Below are 17939 nucleotides of genomic sequence, written 5' to 3'. Positions count from 1 at the left end.
GCCCCCACCATGACCACCTACGCCGCTGAACCCCACAGCGCCTTCTTCCGCCGCAACCTGCAGGTCATCGCCACCCGTACCGATGGCGGCCCGGCCGACCTCGACGCGCTCATCGGCATCCCCCTCACCCCCGTCGCCATCGACGAAGCCTGGGTACGCCACCAGGGCTACGGCCAGCCGCCGGAAGTGGCCCTGCGCCGCTTTCGCAACCTGCTGATGATGGCGCTGATGGAGCGCGACATCCGCAGCGAAGCCCCGCTGGAAGAAGTGCTGGGCGCCATCACCCACTGGGCCGAGGTGGCCGTGCGCCATGCCCTGCAGGTGGCCGCCACCGAGCTGCAGACACAGGGACGCACCCTGCTCGACGCCAAAGGCCGGCCACAGGACATGATGGTGGTGGGCATGGGCAAGCTGGGCGGCGGCGAGCTGAACGTCTCGTCCGACATCGACCTCATCTACGTGGCGCGCGATGCCGGCGAAGATCCGCGCTACATGGAGCGCATGGCCAAGCGCCTGAACCAGCTGCTCTCCAGCGTGACGGCCGACGGCTTCGTGTTTCGCGTGGACACCCGCCTGCGCCCCTATGGCGACGTGGGGCCGCTGATTGCCACGCTGCCGGCACTGGGCAGCTATTTTCATGAACAGGGACGCGAGTGGGAGCGCTTTGCGTGGCTCAAGGGTCGCGTGATCGCGCACACGGGGCTGGCCCCCTTCGACAGCACGCGTGCCGACGAGCAGCAGCTGATGCAACAGGTGGTGCCCTTCGTGTTCCGGCCGTATCTGGATTTTCCGGCCTTTGCCGCGCTGGGCAGGCTGCACGACCTGATCCGCGCCGAAGCCGTGAAAACCGAGACCCGCCGCGCCCAGGGCGACAATGCCGGCTTCGACGTGAAGCTGGGACGCGGCGGCATCCGCGAAATCGAATTCTGCGCGCAGATGTTCCAGATCGTGCGCGGCGGGCAGGACCCATCCCTGCGCGAACGCAGCACCCCCAAAGCCCTGCAGCGGCTGGCCCGCCGCCAGCTGCTGGATGAAGGCGATGTGCAGAAGCTGCTCGATGCCTGGCGGCTGCTGCGCCGGGTGGAGCATGCGCTGCAGTATCAGGAAGATGCACAGACCCACTGGCTGTCGGACGATGCCCAGCAGCACGCGGCCATTGCCGCCATGCTCGGGCTGGCGGTGAGCGATTTCGATGCCCGGCTGCACACCGCACGCCAGAGCGTGGCAGCCGTGTTCGACGACCTGCTGGCCCCCTCGCGACGCACGGCGCTGCAGGACACCGGTTCACCGCTCGCTCCCCAGCCAGAGGCATCCGGCCTGCGTCCGCCTCCCCCCGACATCGTCACCCCGGCCCCCGCCGCGCCGGGCGACGACAGCCTGCGCCGCATCGGGGCGCTGCGCGAGTCGCGCGCCTACCGCAAGGCCCGCGACAGCTCGCAGCAGATGGTCGAGCATCTGCTCGCACAGGCGCTGCATTTCCGGCCCGGGACGGAAGCCTGCAGCCAGGACACGCTGATCGGGCGGCTCTGCGATTTTCTGGAATCCATTGCCGGGCGCTCGGTGTATCTGGACATGCTCACCCAGCATCCGGAAGCCTTCGTGCACCTGCTGCGGATGATGGCGCAGGCGCGCTGGGCCAGCGACTATCTGCGCAGCCATCCGGTGGTGATCGACGAACTGGCCAGCGGCCAGCTGCTGGAACCACTGGACATCCCCCGCTGGGCGCAGAACCTGCGCGAGCAGCTCGATGCCACCGTGCTGCCCGGCGTGCTGGACGACGATGGCCGCCCCGCCCCCGACGTGGAGCGCCAGATGGACGCCATGCGCGAGGCGCACCACGGCGCCGTCTTCCGGCTGCTGGGACAGGATCTGGAAAAACGCCTGACCGTGGAGCATCTGAGCGACGAGCTGAGTGCGCTGGCCGATGCGGTGCTGGAAATCACCCTGGAGCGCTGCTGGGCCAACCTGCCGCGCCGGCACCGGCCCGATCCGCAGTTCTCGGTGATTGCCTACGGACGGCTGGGCGGCAAGGAGCTTGGCTATTCGTCCGATCTGGACCTGGTGTTCCTGTACGACGACCCGCACGAGGATGCGCCCCGCATCTATGCCCAGCTGGCCCAGCGCATGGCCGGCTGGCTGCAGACCCGCACCGCCGCCGGCACGCTCTTCGAGGTGGACCTGCGGCTGCGGCCCAATGGCAACGCCGGGCTGCTGGTGTCCACCCAGAACGCCTTCCGCCTCTACCAGAACGAATCGGCCTGGGTGTGGGAGCACCAGGCACTGACCCGGGCGCGCCATGCGGCGGGCAGCCCGCGCATCGGCGCCGTGTTCGAACAGCTGCGCAGCGACATCCTCTCGCAGCGCCGCGTGCTGGGCACGCTGTCGGCCGAGATCCGCGGCATGCGCCAGAAGATGCACGACGGTCACCCCAACAAAACGGGGCTCTTCGACCTGAAGCATGACGCCGGCGGCATGGTGGACATCGAGTTCATGGTGCAGTTCCTGGTGCTGGCGTACAGCCACGATCACCCCGAACTGATCGAGAACAGGGGCAACATCGAGCTGCTGCGCCGCGCGGCAGCGGCCGGGCTGATCACCATGGACGAGGCCCGCAGCGTGGGAGATGCCTACCGCCGCTACCGCCAGCTGCAGCACGAGATCCGCCTCAACGATGCCGAACGCGCCCGTGTGCCGCACGCCACCGTGGCGGCCGAGGCCGAGGCCGTGCGGGCGCTGTGGCAGAAGCTGCTGCCGGGGCATGCCTGAGCACGGCCCGTGCCCACGGCAGGCGCCTGCTGTGCAACCATCCACGGCGCGACCGTTCGCATGAACGGGTACAGCGCCCGGAGCCAGGGCCAGCTTTGACGCCCTCAAGGCCGTGCGACTGTCCGCATGAACGGACACGTCGCCCGGGACTGGCGTATGTCATGGGCTCCCGCACGCTGCCGGGGATGCGACAGACTGCACCCCCGTGACGCCCCGCTGCTAGAATGGTTTCCCCTTTTTGATCACTATTCTTCAGAGCGAAGGGAGCCTGACGGCGCCGTTCATGGCCCGGGCCCACGAATGGCCACGGCCCACGGACCCTGCTTTTCCAGCCGACGTCTGCCCGCCCCGCCCTGTCGTGGAGAGGAACAATCATGTCAATGGCAGACCGTGACGGAAAAATCTGGTTCGATGGCAAGCTCATCGACTGGCGGGACGCGAAGATCCACGTGCTGACCCACAGCCTGCACTACGGGCTGAGCGTGTTCGAGGGCGTGCGCGCCTACGACACCGACATCGGCACCGCCATCTTCCGTCTGCCCGAGCACACCCGCCGCCTGCTGAATTCGGCCAAGATCTTCCAGATGGCCGTGCCCTTCGACGCCGAGGAGCTGGAAGAGGCCCAGAAGGCCGTCGTGCGCGAAAATGGTCTGGACAGCTGCTACCTGCGCCCGCTGATCTGGCTGGGCGACGACAAGCTGGGCGTGTCGCCGCGCGGCGTGAAGGTGCACGTGATGATCGCCGCCTGGCCGTGGGGTGCCTATCTGGGCGAAGACGGCATCAACAAGGGCATTCGCGTCAAGACTTCCTCCTTCACCCGCCACCACGTCAACATCTCGATGGTGCGTGCCAAGGCCGGCGGCCATTACATCAACTCCATCCTGGCCAACAACGAGGCCCTGGCCGACGGCTACGACGAGGCCATGCTGCTCGACACCGAAGGCTATGTGTCGGAAGGCTCGGGCGAGAACATCTTCATCGTCAAGCAGGGCAAGCTGTACACGCCGGATCTCGCCTCCTGCCTCGACGGCATCACCCGCGACTCGCTGCTGACGCTGGCCCGTGACATGGGCATCGAAACCCGCGAGAAGCGCATCACCCGCGACGAGGTCTACTGCGCCGACGAGGTGTTCTTCACCGGCACCGCCGCCGAGGTGACCCCGATCCGTGAAGTGGACAACCGCACGATCGGCACCGGCATCCGCGGCCCCGTCACCACGAAGCTGCAGGCGGCCTTCTTCGACGTGGTCAAGGGCAAAAACCCGGCCTACCGTCACTGGCTGCAGCCGGTCAACGGCTGACCGCTCAGCCAGCGACCTGCTGGTGCCTGTGCCATTACACCCGTGCCGGCACGCCTCTCTTCCACGTTGCATGCCACCACATGCCGCGGTATCGCAGTGCCGCCTGCCGGAAAGCCGGCACAGCCAGCACCGGCAGCGATAACATCACGGACTGAAGCCTTCCCTGCGGGGAAGGTGCCGATCCATTCACCCTGGGTGTCCCGATGAATCAACCATCTTCCCAGAACGTGGCCGTCGAGCTGGACGCCTCCGACCTGCCGCTGTTCTGTCCCAACCCGCACATGACGCTGCGCACGGCCCATCCGCGCGTGTTTCTGGACATTGCCCACGAGGGCCAGGCCCGATGTCCGTACTGCAGCACCCTGTACAAGCTCAAGCCCGGCACGAAGCTGCCCGCCGGACACTGAGCCGGCCGGGTGCCGGGCCGGGCTGCACGGCACGGGTGCCTCCGGGCCGGACCAGCCCTCGCACGTCCTGTCCTTTCCCCTGCCCTACTCCCTTTCACGACTCGCCCTCATGACCCCAGACGCCTTTCTCCATCACAGCGCCAGCACCGCCCAGGAAACCTACTATCAGGCCCTGGTCGATGCCGATCTGGACGCGCTGATGTCGGTCTGGGTCAATGACGATGCCGTGCTGTGCATCCTGCCCTCCGGCGAGCGGCTTTCGGGGCTGGATGCCATCCGCGACACCCACGAGGACGTGTTCGAGCACGGCGGCGTGCGCGTGACCTGGCACGAGCTGCAGTCGTTCGAGACCGCCACCGTGTCGGTGCACCACGTGATCGAGCAGTTCGACTTCGACCCGCCCAACGAGGCCCCGCAGCGCTTTCTGGCCTACGCCACCAATGTGTTCCTGCGCACGCCCGAGGGCTGGCAGCTGATGCTGCACCACGCCTCGCAGGCCGGCGACGAAATCGAACTGACCACGCCGGCCCCGGTGCAGCTGCACTGAACTCGTAGCACCAGCCCATCGCCCGCGCAGGCAAGGCGGTCCGGGCCATGCGGGTTTGGCCGCTGCTTTCCGGCGTTTCCGGCTATGATCGCGCGATTGCCAGATCGACGCGGAGACGTTCTGTGACCCTTCGTTTGACCCACAAACTGCTGGCCGGCGCCGTGATGCTGGCCTGCGCGGGCCTTGCCCAGGCCGCCACCCTCACCATTTCCTGTGGCACCGTCGGCCAGGACTACGACAGCTGCAAGCGCCTGACCGACGAATGGGCCCGCAAGACGGGCAACACCGTCCAGCTGCTGTCCATCCCCAATTCGAGTACCGAGATTCTCGATCTCTACAAGAAAATGTTCGCCAGCCACGCCGCCGACGTGGACGTGGTGATCGTGGATGCGGTCTGGCCGGCCCAGATCGGCGAACACCTGCTGGACCTGAAGGAAGCCGCCAGCGACGAGGTGAAGAAGCACTTCCCGGCCCTCATCCAGAACAACACCGTGCACGAACGGCTGGTGGCCCTGCCCTGGTTTGCCGACGTGGGCCTGCTCTACTACCGCAAGGACCTGCTGGACAAATACCAGCAGCCCGTGCCCAAGACCTGGGAGGAATTCACCCATGCCGCCCGCGTGGTGCAGGAGGGCGAACGCCAGGGCGGCCGGGCCGATTTCAGCGGCTATGTCTGGGAGGGCAAGGCCTATGAGGGCCTGACCTGCAATGCCCTCGAATGGGTGCACAGCGACGGCGGCGGCACCTTCGTGGACAACACCACCGGCCAGATCAGCATCGACGTGGCCAAAACCGGCGGCGCCTTCGACCGCGCGGCCCAGTGGGTGGGCACCATCTCCCCGAAAACCGTGCTGGGCTTTGGCGAGGAAGAAGCCCGCAGCGTGTTCCAGAACGGCAATGCCGCCTTCATGCGCAACTGGCACTACGTGTGGGACCTGCTGCAGGGCGCCGACAGCCGCGTGAAGGACAAGGTGGGCGTGGCGCTGCTGCCGGCCGGCGAGGCGGGCCAGAGCGCCACCCTGGGCGGCTGGCAGCTGGGCGTATCGAAATATTCGCGCCACCAGAAACAGGCCACCGAGCTGGTGATGTACCTGACCAGCGAAAAAATCCAGAAACGCCGGGCCATCGAGGGCGCCTACATGCCCACGTACCCGGCACTGTATCGCGACAGCGAGGTCAAGGCCTCCTCGCCCTTCTTCGGCGAACTGCATGACGTGCTGGAAAAGGCCGTGCCGCGCCCGGCCGCCATCACCGCCGCCCGCTACAACGCCGTCAGCGCCAGCATCTGGGATGCGGCCCATGAGGTGCTGAAGGGCCAGACCCGCGGCGAGGAAGCCGCGAAAAAGCTGAAGGATGACCTGTCGCGCCTGAAGGGAGAACAATGGTGAGCGAAACCGTACCCGACAAGACCCCGCCACCTGCCGCGGATGCCCCCGCTGTCACGGACACGGCACCAGTGGCCAGCGCCACGCCCACGGCCTCCGCAACGCCAAAGGCCGCTGCAGCGGTATCTGGCGGCACGAATCCGTCTGCAGACCGTGCGCCCAACGATGAATGGTGGCGTGGCGGTGTCATCTACCAGATCTACCCGCGCAGCTATCAGGACACCACCGGCGACGGCATCGGCGACCTGAACGGCATCACCCAGAGGCTGGACTATGTGGCGAAGCTGGGCGTGGACGGCATCTGGCTCTCGCCCTTCTTCAAAAGCCCGATGCACGACTTCGGCTACGACGTGTCGGACTACCGCGACGTGGATCCGATGTTCGGCACGCTGGACGATTTTCGGGCGCTGGTGGCACGTGCGCACGAACTGGGGCTGAAGGTCATCATCGACCAGGTGCTGTCGCACACGTCCGAAGAACACCCGTGGTTCGTGGAAAGCCGCCAGAGCCGGAAAAACCCGAAAGCCGACTGGTATGTGTGGGCCGATGCCAAACCTGACGGTTCGCCACCAAACAACTGGCAGTCGGTATTCGGCGGCAGTGCCTGGCGCTGGAACACCCGGCGGATGCAGTATTACCTGCACAATTTCCTGCCCAGCCAGCCGGACCTGAACTTTCACAACAGGAAGGTACAGGATGCGCTGCTGGCCGACATGCGTTTCTGGCTGGAGCTGGGTGTGGATGGCTTTCGGCTGGATACGGTGAACTACTACTTCCACAACCCGTCGCTGAAGGACAACCCGGCCATCCGCCGCGACGAGGAGCACGACCCGGGGCTGGGCATCGTCAACCCGTACAGCTGGCAGAAACACGTCTACGACAAGACCCAGCCGGAGAACATCCCGTTCCTGCAGCGCATGCGCCGGCTGCTGGACCGCTACCCCAACACCACGCTGGTGGGCGAAGTGGGTGACGACCATGCCCTGCAGGTGATTGCCGAATACACCCGCGGCGGCGACCGGCTGCACATGGCCTACAGCTTCGACCTGCTCAACGAACACCACACGGCCGGGTACCTGCACGGCGTGTTTGCAAAGTTCGGGCGCATCGTGAAGGACGGCTGGCCGTCGTGGGCCATTTCGAACCACGATGTGCAGCGGGTGCGGACCCGGTGGGGAGAAGCCGCCGGGCCGGACGACCGGCTGATCCGCCTGGCCGCCGCCCTGCAGATGACGTTGCGCGGCACCCCGTGCATCTATCAGGGCGACGAGCTGGGCCTGCCCGAGGCCGACCTGTCCTTCGACCAGCTGCGTGACCCCTATGGCATTCGCATGTGGCCGGAATTCAAGGGGCGCGACGGCTGCCGCACGCCCTTTCCGTGGAAAAAGCGTGGCCCCAACGCCGGTTTTTCGAAGGCGCGCCAAACCTGGCTGCCGGTGCCCGATGAACACCGCGAACTGGCCGTGGACCAGCAGGAACGCGATCCACAGTCGATGCTGCGCTTCTATCGCCAGCTGCTGGCCTGGCGCCGCACGCACCCGGCGCTGATCACCGGCAGCCTGAAACTGCTGCCGTCGCATCCGCAGATCGTGGCGTTCGAGCGGCAGCTGGAGACAGGGGCCATGCCCGGGTCCGGTTCCAGGTCCAGCGCTGCCGCAGCATCCAGCCTGCCGGCACGTCACCACGGTGATGCTGCCCTGCAGAAACGTCCGGACAGGCGCACGGTCTCCCATACAGATCTGCAACCGGTGCAGGACGCACTGCTGTGTGTGTTCAACTTCAGTGCAGAACCCGCCACGCTGACGCTGCCGCGCGGCTGGAAAGGCGCCCGGGTGGATACCGGGTGCGGGCTGGAGAGAGCCGAGGTTCGGGATGGGGTACTGATGCTGGCGCCGTGGGAAGGGGCTGTGCTGAATCGCGAGCCGGAATTGGCAGGCCATTTATTGGCAGGCCGTTGACAAGAGAAAAGGGTGAAACGCCCTGACCGACTGATCGTTCTACTTCTGAGCGTGATCAAAAACTGGGAGGATTACCGGCACATCAATTGTGCTATGCGGTCCTGCTGATCCAGGCCCTACGCGCTCACCGGTTCTCCCCCTGCTCCTGCAGCAGCGCCGCCTCGGTTTCGCGCAGCTTGGCGTCGGCAATCGAGCCGTTGTAGAAATCCAGATCGCCCGCGTTGCGGGCCAGGCGCAGCTGCTCGATGGCTGGCTGCAGGTAGCCCAGCACCAGATAGCCCTCGGCGGCAGACAGGTGTGACATGCCCCTTTCGCCCTTGGCCATGTAGGCTTCGCCCAGCATGCGCCACATGTCGGCATCGCTCTTGTAGAGGCGGGTTTCGTTGCGCAGCAGGGCAATGGATTCGTCCCACTTCTTCGCGGCGTTGAGTACCTCGGCGCGCTGGCGCAGCAATGCCCGGGCATTGGGAAATGCCTTGACGGCCGCGGCCGATCCCTCATCGGCCTGGGTTACGCGGCCGGCGGCCAGCTGGCTGGCAATGCGCAGGCGGGCAATGTAGGGATGTGGCTTGCCGATAAGCTTTTCGGCCTCGTCCAGCGCATGTTCGGTAGCCATGGCATCGTGGCGGATGAAGGCGCCATTGGCCAGGCCAAACCAGTTGGCGGGGTCTTTCTTTCCGCCTTCGGTTTTCAGCTGGGCCTGGAAGTAGCGGCGCACCTCGTTCTGGTCTTCCACGCCGTCGGCGCTGATGGCGCGGGCACGGGCACGGACCAGCCGGAATTCCAGGGAATCGGCCGGCGGGCGCGCCGTGGCGGCCAGCTGCTGGATGCGCAGCTTGAGATCGTTGATGCGCTCGGCCGTGACGGGGTGGGTGCGCAGGTAGGCGGTGGTGTCGCCACCTTCGTTGAAGCGGTTCTGCTTCTGCAGGCGCCCGAAGAAGGTGGGCGCGCCGTTGACATCGAAGCCTGCCTCGCGCATGACCTGCAGGCCAATGCGGTCGGCTTCACGCTCGGCGTCCCGCGAAAAGGACAGCATGGCGCTGGTGGCCAGCGACGAGCCCAACGCCATGGTGCCGACACCAGCTTCGGGATTATTGCGAATGGCCAGCAACCCCACTACAAGGCCAGCCATATCCAGCATGCGGGCCTGTTTCCCCCTCTTCAGCATGCGGGCAATGTGATGCTGGGTGACGTGGCCCATTTCGTGGCCCATCACGCTGGCCAGCTCGGATTCACTGCCGGCGGCGGCCAGCAGGCCAGTGTGCACGCCGATGTGCCCACCCGGCAGGGCGAAGGCGTTGATGCTGGGGTCGCGGACGATGAAGAATTCGAAGGGCTGGCCGCGTGCCGGCGCCGTGCCGGTGAGGCGGCCGCCGAAGCGGTTGATGAAATCGGTGAGTTCGGCGTCGTCGTAGACGATACCATCGGCATGCAGTTCGCGCATGACCGAATCGCCCAGTTTGCGCTCGGCGGTGGCGGAGAGTTCGTCACCGTCGGCCGAGCCGAGGTCGGGCAGGCGTTCGATCTGGGCCCAGGCGCCGGTGGGGCCAAGCGTAACCAGCAGGGAGGCGGTCAGCAGGGCCCCCAGGTGACGGCGCCAGCGACGCCGGGCCGCAGGCCCCGCAGCCTGCAGGGGCAGCGGGACGTGACTGGCTGGCTTGGACGGCCTCATCGGGAACCTCTCTGGCAAATGCGGGTTACAGGAGAACGGTTGGGGCGCGCTGCCGGCCGACACCGCCCCACCCTGCTATGATGGCACGATGAATGATCTGACGCATTTCGACGCACAGGGCCAGGCCCACATGGTGGATGTGGGCGACAAGGCCGAAACCCGCCGCGTGGCCGTGGCCGAGGGATGGATTCGCATGCAGCCGGGCACGCTGGCCCGCATCCGGCAGGGTACCGCGGCCAAGGGGGACGTGCTGGGCGTGGCCCGACTGGCGGCCATCATGGCCGCCAAGCGTACGGCCGACCTGATCCCGCTCTGCCACCCCATTGCGCTGTCACGGGTGGCGGCCGACTTTGCCCTGGACGAGGCCGGCAGCCGGGTACGCTGCGAGGTGCGCACCGAATGCACGGGCCGCACCGGCGTGGAAATGGAAGCCCTGACTGCCGTGCAGGTGGGGCTGCTCACCATCTACGACATGTGCAAGGCGGTTGACCGGGGCATGGTGATGGAAGGGGTGCGGCTGCTGGAAAAACACGGCGGCAAGTCGGATTACCGGGCAAACGATCAGGCCGGTTGACCACCCTTTCCCTGTCGCTGCGTGGCCGCAGGAAGCGCGTGCCATGGACGCACCCGTTCCCGCACCTCAGCCGGTTCGTACAGGACGAGGCGGCGGGGCCGCAGAATCCTGCACTGGACGCACACCGCTCAGAACAGCATCGTCGCCAGCCCCAGGAAGATCATGAAGCCCAGGCCGTCGGTGGAGAAGGTCAGCAGCACGGAGGATCCCAGTGCCGGGTCACGGCCCAGCCGGTCGAGCGCGAAGGGCACGATCACGCCCAGCAGCGCACCGATCAGCAGGTTGAGCAGAATGGCCACCGCCATGGCCACGCCCAGCAGGGTGGCGGCCTTGCTGTCGTGATACAGCGCCCAGGTGGCACAACCGGCCACCAGCCCCCAGACCACGCCGTTGAGCAGGGCCACGGTGAGTTCCTTGCGCAGCAGGCGGCCGAAGTTGCTGCCGGTGATCTGTCCCTGCGCCAGTGAGCGAATCATCAGCGCCATGGTCTGGTTGCCGGAGTTGCCGGCCAGACCGGCCACGATGGGCATGAGGGTGGCCAGTGCCACCACCTTCTCGATGGTGCCATCGAAAATACCGATGACGCGCGAGGCGAGAAAGGCCGTCACCAGATTGACGGCCAGCCACAGCCAGCGGTTGCGGGCCGACTGCCAGACGGAACCGAACAGGTCTTCCTCGTCGCGCAGACCGGCCTGATTGAGGGCATCGGCGTCGCTTTCCTCGCGGATCACGTCCACCACCTCGTCGATGGTGAGACGCCCGATCAGCTTGTGGTGCGGGTCCACCACCGGGGCGGAAATCAGGTCATAGCGCTCGAAGGCCTGGGCGGCCTCGCCCACTTCGTCGTCGGCATCGAGCGAGAGCACGTCACGGTGCATGACGGCCGACACTTCGGTGTCGGGCTCGTTGATCAGCACCTGTTCGATGGACAGGCTGCCCATCAGGATGCCGTTGCGGTCCACCACGAACACCTGATCGGTGTGCTGCGGCAGTTCGTCGAAGCGGCGCAGATAGCGCAGCACCACTTCCAGCGTCACGTCCTCGCGCACACGCACGAATTCGAAGTCCATGCGCGCGCCCACCGAATCGTCGGGGTACGACATGGCGGTGCGAAGCTGTTCGCGCTCTTCGGGCGTCAGCTCGTGCTGGACCTTTTCCACCACGGCGGGCGGCAGGTGCTCAGCCAGATCGGCCACGTCGTCGGCGTCGAGGTCCTTGACGGCGGCCACCAGCTCGGCCTCGGTCATCGAGTCGATCAGGGCCTCGCGCACCGGCTCGGACACTTCCAGCAGCACGGCGCCATCGACTTCACGCTTGACCGAATCCCAGACCAGACGGCGCTCGTCCGGCGGCAGGGCCTCCAGCACATAGGCGATGTCGGCCGCGTGCAGGCTGGCCAGGCGCTCGCGCAGCTGGGTCAGGTAGATGTTGCCCTCGGGTTCGCGGACGGGCTCGTCAGCATCCGCGGTGTCGTCCGTGCCGGCTTCTGCGCCGGCACCGGCACCTGCACCGCTGCCTGCGCCGGCATCGGCTGCCGTGCTGCCGGCCATACCCGCGCCGGACTGTTCCCTGGCGCTCTCGCCGGTGCCTGATGTGCCATCGGCCGCCTCCCCGCTCTGCTGGCGGTCTGCGTGGGCGCCGGTCTGCGCATCCGTTTCACGCGCATCCCCATCGTCCCGGTTGCCGATGGTCCCGTCATCCCGGCTGCCGGTTTTGCCGTCGGCCCGGTTTTCGTCCCTGCTGCCGGTCTTTCCATCGGCCCTGCCCTCGCCCTTGCGTTTGGCGGGAGGCTGCTGCTGGACGGACTCGGGGTAGTAGCGCGCCGTGTCGAGCGCGAAGGCGTAGCGCTCGAGCAGCAGCTGTACTTCGGCCAGGGCGTGCTGGGCCTCTTCGGCGTCACGCGGCACCACATTGACCTGCGGGGCCGGCACGGGCGGTTCGGGTTCGGCAGCCACGGTTGCAGGCTCGCTGGACGAAGCCGGCTCATCGCCGGCTGGGCCGACGGTGGGCGCCGGGCTGGCCGCAATGACACCATTGCCAGCATCACCCCCTTCGGTCCCGGCAGGAGACCCCTGCCCGTCAGCCGCGGACGGGCCAGCAGGCGCCGGGCTGGCTACCGCGCCCGTCCCCTCTTCAGCCGGAGAAGAGGACGCGGCATCTGCGCCTGCCTGTGCGGCAATGGCGGCCACGGCCGCCACGGCCAGATCGGGTACGACATCGCCCTTCACGGCATCCGGCGTATGCCCAGCCACCTCGTGAGCGGCCGGCGTGTGTGCAGAAGCCGCAGGAGCGTCCGGCGTGTGTCCAACCGCCTCGGGTGCGGCCGGTATGTGCCCGGCCGCGTCAGGAACAGCCGGCACACCCGCAGGCTGTTCGGCAGCCACGGCGGGTTGCGCATCGGTGCGCGGCCCGGTTTCGGCAGAATCTGGCAACGAGGCAGCGGCCGGCCGCGGATCGACGGGTGACGTGTTCATGGTGCGCACTCGCACGGACGGGCCCACGCCGCTGGCCACGGACAGGCAGCCGGCATGGGGGCAGATGAAGGGGAATGCTGGGCGACAAAAGGCACGCGGCCCGGGCAGCACCGGCCCGGTGAGCGGCCCCCGGCGCTACCGGGGCGGCCCGCTCAAAGGGGGTTTCGCGGAGGCGAAGAATCCATGACACGCTCCGGCCCGGCGGGCCGGTTTCTGCGGGAAGGCGCCGCAGGAAGTGCACCGGTGCCGGCAGGGCCGGCAAGGCGAAAACGGACATGGCGTATTGCGCGCGGGGCGATGGTAGCGCATTGGGCGCGCGGCTGCATGGGTGTATCTGAAAAATGGAATGCCCGCCCTGTCTGCCAGGCAGTTTTACCCCGGCGCGTGCCCTTGCAGCATGGCCAGCACCGGGGCCATATCGGGCATCACGCCACGCCAGATGCGAAAACTCTCGGCGGCCTGCCCCACCAGCATACCCAGACCATCGCTGTGCTGCGGCACGCCGGCAGCGGCGGCTTGCTGCAGAAAGGGTGTCGGGTCTTTGGCGTAGATGCAGTCGTAGGCCAGACGGCAGCCGGCAAACAGCGCGGGATTCAGGGCCGGGCCATCGCCATGCAGGCCGGCGGAGGTGGCGTTGATCAGCACGTCGGCCACGGGCGCATCCGCCAGCACCACGGCTTCGATGCGGCAGGCTGGCGCCTGCTGCGCAACGACGCCCTCCTTTCCCGCCACACCTGCTGACGCTGCCGTACCGGCAGGCATCTTCTCTGCGGGTGCCTCCGCACCCATTGCTCCTGTTGCATCCGTTGTCCCTGTTGCCCCCGTTGCCTCCGCTGCCGCCAGGGGTTGGGCTGCCAGACAGGCATTCACATCATCGGCCAGCTGCTGCGCGCGGGCCACCGTACGGTTGGCCACCACCAGCCGGGACACGCCGGCCTGCAGCAGCGGCAGCATCAGGCCCCGGGCTGCGCCGCCGGCCCCCAGCACGGTCACGCGCAGGCCCGCCAGCGAAACGCCCAGTCGCAGCTGGATGTCGTTGACGAGCCCCGCACCATCGGTGTTGTCCGCGACGATCTCCCCGTCCACGAAGCTCAGCGTGTTGGCGGCGCCCGCCACCCCGGCCCGCGGGCTGCGCACATCGGCCAGCCGGAAGGCAGCCTCCTTGAAGGGCAGCGTGACGTTGGCCCCCTTGCCGCCCTCCTCCAGAAAGAAATGGCGCATGGCTGCTTCAAAGGCATCCGCCGGTTCGGTGTCGATCAGCCGGCGCTCGTAGCGGATGTGCTGCCCGGTCTGGGCAGCAAAGGCGGCGTGGATTTCGGGCGAGCGGCTGTGGGCGATGGGGTTGCCGACGACGAGATAGCGGTCGGGGGCGGCAGTGCCAGGGCTGGCAGCGGCTGCGTCGGCAGTGGCGGCTGCGGCAGCATTGGCGTTGGCAGCAACCGCAGCAGCAGAGGGGACTGCAGGCGTGGCGGTCAAGGGGGCAGAATGCGTCATGAACGGAGCCTCATGGCCGGTAACCGGCACCCCGCATGTGCGGTACCGGCATGAAAAACGGCGCCACCATGGCGCCGTTTTTCATTGTGCCAGAGCCCGAAGGGATCTGCCCGAACTCACCGCGCACACGCTGCCCCTGCGACCTGTCATGGACCCGCGCATTTTCGTGCCGGCCCCGGCCAGAAACCGGAGATGCCCGTGCAGGCCCCACTCACTTGCTCTGTTTGGCCGACGCGGTCTGCAGGCTGCCGTTGGTGAAGGTCCAGGTGCGGACGATCTGCAGGATATCGCCGTCCTTGCGCATGTCGGCGGTGAATGCGTCGTACGGGGCGCCGGCCAGCACGATTTCCTTCACCTTGCGGTTGAGCACGTCGAAGCGGGATTTCTTGTTGATCAGCACGTCCACCACATTGCCATATTTGTCCAGCTCGACGGTGACGGTGAGTGCATCGTACATCTTGCCGCGCGCCTCTTCGGGGAAGCGCTCGGTGCCGATTTTTTCGATGCGGTCAGCCCAGGCATTCACGTAGCGGGCATAGTTGACGCCGGTGGCGTTCACGCCGTAGGTGAGGCGCTTGGGGCGCTTGGCGTAGTCTTCCAGCTGGCGGTCGATCTGCGCCTGCATGCGGGCGATCTGCTGCTTCAGCGCTTCCTGCTCGCTGCGGTCGGCCGTTTTGGCGTCGGGCTGTGGCCTGCTCTGCGGCGTGGACTCGTTGTCGTTGTTCAGCGCCAGCAGTCGCTGCTGCTCGGCCTCCAGCTGCTGGATGCGCGCCTGCTGCGCCTGCAGGGTGTCGCCGTCGCGGTTCTGCGCCGAGGCGGGCAGCGGCGACCGGGCACGACCCTTGTCGTGGTCGCCGCCGGCCTCGCTGTTGACCTGGGCCAGCACCTCGGCTTTCACCGGCTTGGCCTGGGTGGAGGCGTTGAGCAGCACCACTTCCAGCTGCGATTCGGCAGGCAGGAAGCGGTTCGGGTCGGCCGCGGTGAAGCGGACCGCCAGCATGGCACCGTGCACGATCAGCGATGCAACGATGCCGACGGTGAGCGGGTCCATCCGGTTGAGGGCACGAAACCATGGCGTAGCAGCAGCGGCCATTTGGGCAAATCACTCCGTATCGATCGAATCCACGGCAGGCTGCGGGGAACCGGCGTCCGGACCGGGAGCCGCCTCGGCCCCGACGGGGTCGGAGTCGTGCGGATCGGCCAGCAGCCGGACGGCACGCGCCTGGACGGTGAGGTCCAGTTCGTCCCATTCCAGCAGGTCTACCAGCAGGGGCTGGCCGGCACTCATCGGCGGCAGGCCCGTAACCTGAAAATACAGCGGGGCGTCGGCCAGGCGGACGGTCTCGTCACGGATGGCCACGGCCTGGAAACGTTTTTCGGGCTGCTGCGCCACCCAGCGCAGGCACCAGTAACGCTCCATTGTCTGCTGATATTCGCCCACCGTGCCATAGCGTGCCTCGAAAGCAGACACGATGGCATAGAGGGATGTGTCATTCATGGTGAAAGGCGGCACTTCCGCCTCCAGCACCGCCACCAGCTGCATCTGGTTGATGAGGTCCACGTAGCGGCGCAGCGGCGAGGTGCTCCATGCATACTGCGGTACGCCCAGCCCCTGGTGGATGGCGGGGTGGGTGGACATCTTCACGCGGCCGAAATTCTGCGAGCGGTACAGGCCCGAGACGGCATGGTCGGCCAGCAGCCGGCCCCAGCGCGAGTTGGCCAGAATGGCCATCTCGGCCACGATACGGTCGAAGGGCGCGTCGCGGCGGCGCGGAATGATGTCGACGTGCTCGCCGTCGATGCGGAAGGTGAAGTCGGTGCGCGAGCGCTGCTCGGGCCGGCCACGCACCCGGTCGCGCTCGGCCGACAGCACCAGCGTGAAGCGCCAGAGCAGGCGGAAGGCATCGGCAAAGGGCAGCCCTGCCAGCGGATCGGGCTCGCCGGGCGCCGGACGGGCCTCGAGCTGGGCTTCGGTGTCGAAGGGCTCCAGCTCGTCGTGGCGGATGTTGCGCGCCACGCGGATGCGGTCCACCTGGCTGAACTCGTTGGCGATCTGCAGCGTCTCGACGTTGATGTCCAGATACAGCGACAGCGCCGGCCGCACCGTGCCCTCGTCCAGTGAAAAGCTGCGCACCACGCTTTCGGGCAGCATGGTGATCTTGGCGCCGGGGCTGTAGACGGTGGTCATGCGCTCGCGCGCCACCTGGTCCACGGCATCGGCCGGGTGGATGCCCAGCGCCGGGGCGGCAATGTGCACGCCGATGCGAGCCAGGCCGTCATCGAGCCACTGCACCGACAGGCAGTCGTCGATTTCGGTGGTGCTGGAATCGTCGATGGAAAAGGCTTCGACCGGGCTTTCGGGCAGATGGTCCAGTGCGGGCGGCTGGAACTGGGCCAGCGCCGCCGGAAACCCTGTACCGCCGGGAAAATGCGAACGCAAAAAGCGCTGTTCGTGCACGGCCCGCGCACCAGGCAGCGCCCCCACCTTCAGCAGCAGGCGCTCGGGCGACAGGCCGGTCTGCTGGCAGGCCAGATCGAGCGCGCGCCAGGCCACCGACTGTTTGTCGGCCCCCACGAGCAGGTCGGGCACGTGTCCGGCAATGACGGGCGGCAGCCGGCCGGCCTCGAGATCGGCGGCCAGCTGGCGGATTTCCTCTTCCTGCAGGCGCTTGCGCTCGATGGCGGCAAGCGCGGCCTTCAGCGTGTCAGGCTGCGCGGGGCGATAACGGCCACGGCCCTTGCGGTAGAAATACACCGGCATGCCATGCAGGCGCATCAGCATGGCGGTCTGCTGCACGACGGAGGGTTTTTCACCGTAATACTCGTCCACCAGCAGCTGGTAGTCGAATTCTTCCTGCGGGGCCACTTCCCACAGAAAATCGATGTCGATGTTCTCGGCTTCCTGCAGGGCCTCGGCCAGCATCTCGGCCGGGCCGGGCGCATCGAAGCGCAGCATCACATTGCCCTGCTTGACCTTGACGCGCTTGCCGGTGGGCAGCTCCACCTGCAGGCTGGCGCCGGCGTCTTGCAGAATGGTGCCCGTCTTGAACTGACCGGCCTCCTCGAATAGCAGATGGTGTTGACTCATTGACGGGAATGTTGGGGGCGGTCCGCGCCTGGCCGCCGCAGAGGAATCTGCGACGGGCGCGGGGTGCTGCTGCGCCGTTGCATGGCAGAGCGCGTGACGGACTCGTTCGTCCCTGCGCTCCGGACAGACGAACCATTATACGGGCCGCCCCAAGCGGGAACCGAACGGCCTGCAGCCCCCCTTTCGGGCGCTTTCTGCAGGGCCGGAGCGGCGCCCGACCCCACGGGTCTGGCAGGCAACGGCAGGCGGCTCTCCCTTTCCCGGTGAGGGCCG

Annotated in this window: 12 protein-coding genes; 7 read left to right on the top strand and 5 right to left on the bottom strand. The window is 67.2% G+C overall.

What is annotated here, in order from left to right:
• The first annotated feature begins 9 nt into the window (after positions 1-9).
• The 6 genes from glnE to EHV23_RS00270 all read left to right on the top strand — a co-directional run bounded on the left by glnE (position 10) and on the right by EHV23_RS00270 (position 8364).
• Positions 10-2766 (top strand): bifunctional [glutamate--ammonia ligase]-adenylyl-L-tyrosine phosphorylase/[glutamate--ammonia-ligase] adenylyltransferase, encoded by a 2757-nt coding sequence (gene glnE / locus EHV23_RS00295; protein WP_125094201.1) that lies wholly within the window; start codon positions 10-12, stop codon positions 2764-2766.
• 374 nt (positions 2767-3140) lie between these two features.
• Positions 3141-4067: a branched-chain amino acid transaminase gene (locus EHV23_RS00290; RefSeq protein ID WP_125094199.1), complete on the top strand. Its 927-nt coding sequence runs from the start codon at positions 3141-3143 to the stop codon at positions 4065-4067.
• A 203-nt stretch (positions 4068-4270) separates the two neighbouring features.
• A complete protein-coding gene (locus tag EHV23_RS00285) occupies positions 4271-4474 on the top strand; it encodes a zinc-finger domain-containing protein (protein ID WP_125094197.1) in 204 nt (67 codons plus the stop codon).
• A gap of 109 nt (positions 4475-4583) precedes the next feature.
• The gene (locus tag EHV23_RS00280; protein WP_125094195.1) at positions 4584-5021 is read left to right on the top strand and encodes a YybH family protein; all 438 of its coding nucleotides are present in this window, start codon (positions 4584-4586) and stop codon (positions 5019-5021) included.
• Positions 5022-5143: 122 nt separating this feature from the next.
• The gene (locus EHV23_RS00275; protein ID WP_238990213.1) at positions 5144-6409 is read left to right on the top strand and encodes an ABC transporter substrate-binding protein; all 1266 of its coding nucleotides are present in this window, start codon (positions 5144-5146) and stop codon (positions 6407-6409) included.
• A complete protein-coding gene (locus tag EHV23_RS00270; RefSeq protein WP_238990212.1) occupies positions 6403-8364 on the top strand; it encodes an alpha-amylase family glycosyl hydrolase in 1962 nt (653 codons plus the stop codon). Before EHV23_RS00275 ends, EHV23_RS00270 begins: the two co-directional genes overlap by 7 nt.
• A 124-nt stretch (positions 8365-8488) precedes the next feature.
• Here EHV23_RS00270 and EHV23_RS00265 read toward each other — a convergent pair whose 3' ends face one another.
• A complete protein-coding gene (locus EHV23_RS00265) occupies positions 8489-10036 on the bottom strand; it encodes a beta-barrel assembly-enhancing protease (RefSeq protein ID WP_125094193.1) in 1548 nt (515 codons plus the stop codon).
• Positions 10037-10124: 88 nt separating this feature from the next.
• Between EHV23_RS00265 and moaC the strand changes: the two genes are divergently transcribed.
• Entirely contained in the window at positions 10125-10610 is a 486-nt protein-coding gene (gene moaC / locus EHV23_RS00260) for a cyclic pyranopterin monophosphate synthase MoaC (protein WP_125094192.1), read from the top strand.
• A gap of 128 nt (positions 10611-10738) precedes the next feature.
• On the opposite strand, the gene mgtE is transcribed toward moaC, so the two are convergent.
• The 4 genes from mgtE to EHV23_RS00240 form a co-directional block, all read right to left on the bottom strand.
• On the bottom strand, positions 10739-13084 hold the full coding sequence (mgtE, locus tag EHV23_RS15715; protein ID WP_238990211.1) for a magnesium transporter: 2346 nt from the start codon (positions 13082-13084) through the stop codon (positions 10739-10741).
• Positions 13085-13456: 372 nt separating this feature from the next.
• The gene (locus EHV23_RS15710) at positions 13457-14578 is read right to left on the bottom strand and encodes a shikimate dehydrogenase (protein ID WP_238990210.1); all 1122 of its coding nucleotides are present in this window, start codon (positions 14576-14578) and stop codon (positions 13457-13459) included.
• Positions 14579-14789: 211 nt separating this feature from the next.
• Positions 14790-15671: a hypothetical protein gene (locus tag EHV23_RS00245; RefSeq protein WP_125094190.1), complete on the bottom strand. Its 882-nt coding sequence runs from the start codon at positions 15669-15671 to the stop codon at positions 14790-14792.
• Positions 15672-15680: 9 nt separating this feature from the next.
• A complete protein-coding gene (locus EHV23_RS00240; RefSeq protein ID WP_125094188.1) occupies positions 15681-17666 on the bottom strand; it encodes a ribonuclease catalytic domain-containing protein in 1986 nt (661 codons plus the stop codon).
• Between the last annotated feature and the right edge of the window lie 273 nt (positions 17667-17939).

The organism is Lautropia dentalis, assembly GCF_003892345.1.
Taxonomy (GTDB): domain Bacteria; phylum Pseudomonadota; class Gammaproteobacteria; order Burkholderiales; family Burkholderiaceae_E; genus Lautropia; species Lautropia dentalis.
Note: the sequence above shows the minus strand (reverse complement) of the source record. Positions and strands in the feature narration are given on the sequence as shown.

Bases quoted from the DNA above. Each gene is read 5' to 3' on its own strand.
- moaC (WP_125094192.1), top strand. From the start codon at position 10,125: ATGAATGATCTGACGCATTTCGACGCACAGGGCCAGGCCCACATGGTG.
- EHV23_RS00245 (WP_125094190.1), bottom strand. From the start codon at position 15,671: ATGGCCGCTGCTGCTACGCCATGGTTTCGTGCCCTCAACCGGATGGAC.
- EHV23_RS00280 (WP_125094195.1), top strand. From the start codon at position 4,584: ATGACCCCAGACGCCTTTCTCCATCACAGCGCCAGCACCGCCCAGGAA.
- glnE (WP_125094201.1), top strand. From the start codon at position 10: ATGACCACCTACGCCGCTGAACCCCACAGCGCCTTCTTCCGCCGCAAC.
- EHV23_RS00285 (WP_125094197.1), top strand. From the start codon at position 4,271: ATGAATCAACCATCTTCCCAGAACGTGGCCGTCGAGCTGGACGCCTCC.
- EHV23_RS00240 (WP_125094188.1), bottom strand. From the start codon at position 17,666: ATGAGTCAACACCATCTGCTATTCGAGGAGGCCGGTCAGTTCAAGACG.
- EHV23_RS00265 (WP_125094193.1), bottom strand. From the start codon at position 10,036: ATGAGGCCGTCCAAGCCAGCCAGTCACGTCCCGCTGCCCCTGCAGGCT.
- EHV23_RS00290 (WP_125094199.1), top strand. From the start codon at position 3,141: ATGTCAATGGCAGACCGTGACGGAAAAATCTGGTTCGATGGCAAGCTC.
- EHV23_RS15710 (WP_238990210.1), bottom strand. From the start codon at position 14,578: ATGACGCATTCTGCCCCCTTGACCGCCACGCCTGCAGTCCCCTCTGCT.
- mgtE (WP_238990211.1), bottom strand. From the start codon at position 13,084: ATGAACACGTCACCCGTCGATCCGCGGCCGGCCGCTGCCTCGTTGCCA.
- EHV23_RS00270 (WP_238990212.1), top strand. From the start codon at position 6,403: ATGGTGAGCGAAACCGTACCCGACAAGACCCCGCCACCTGCCGCGGAT.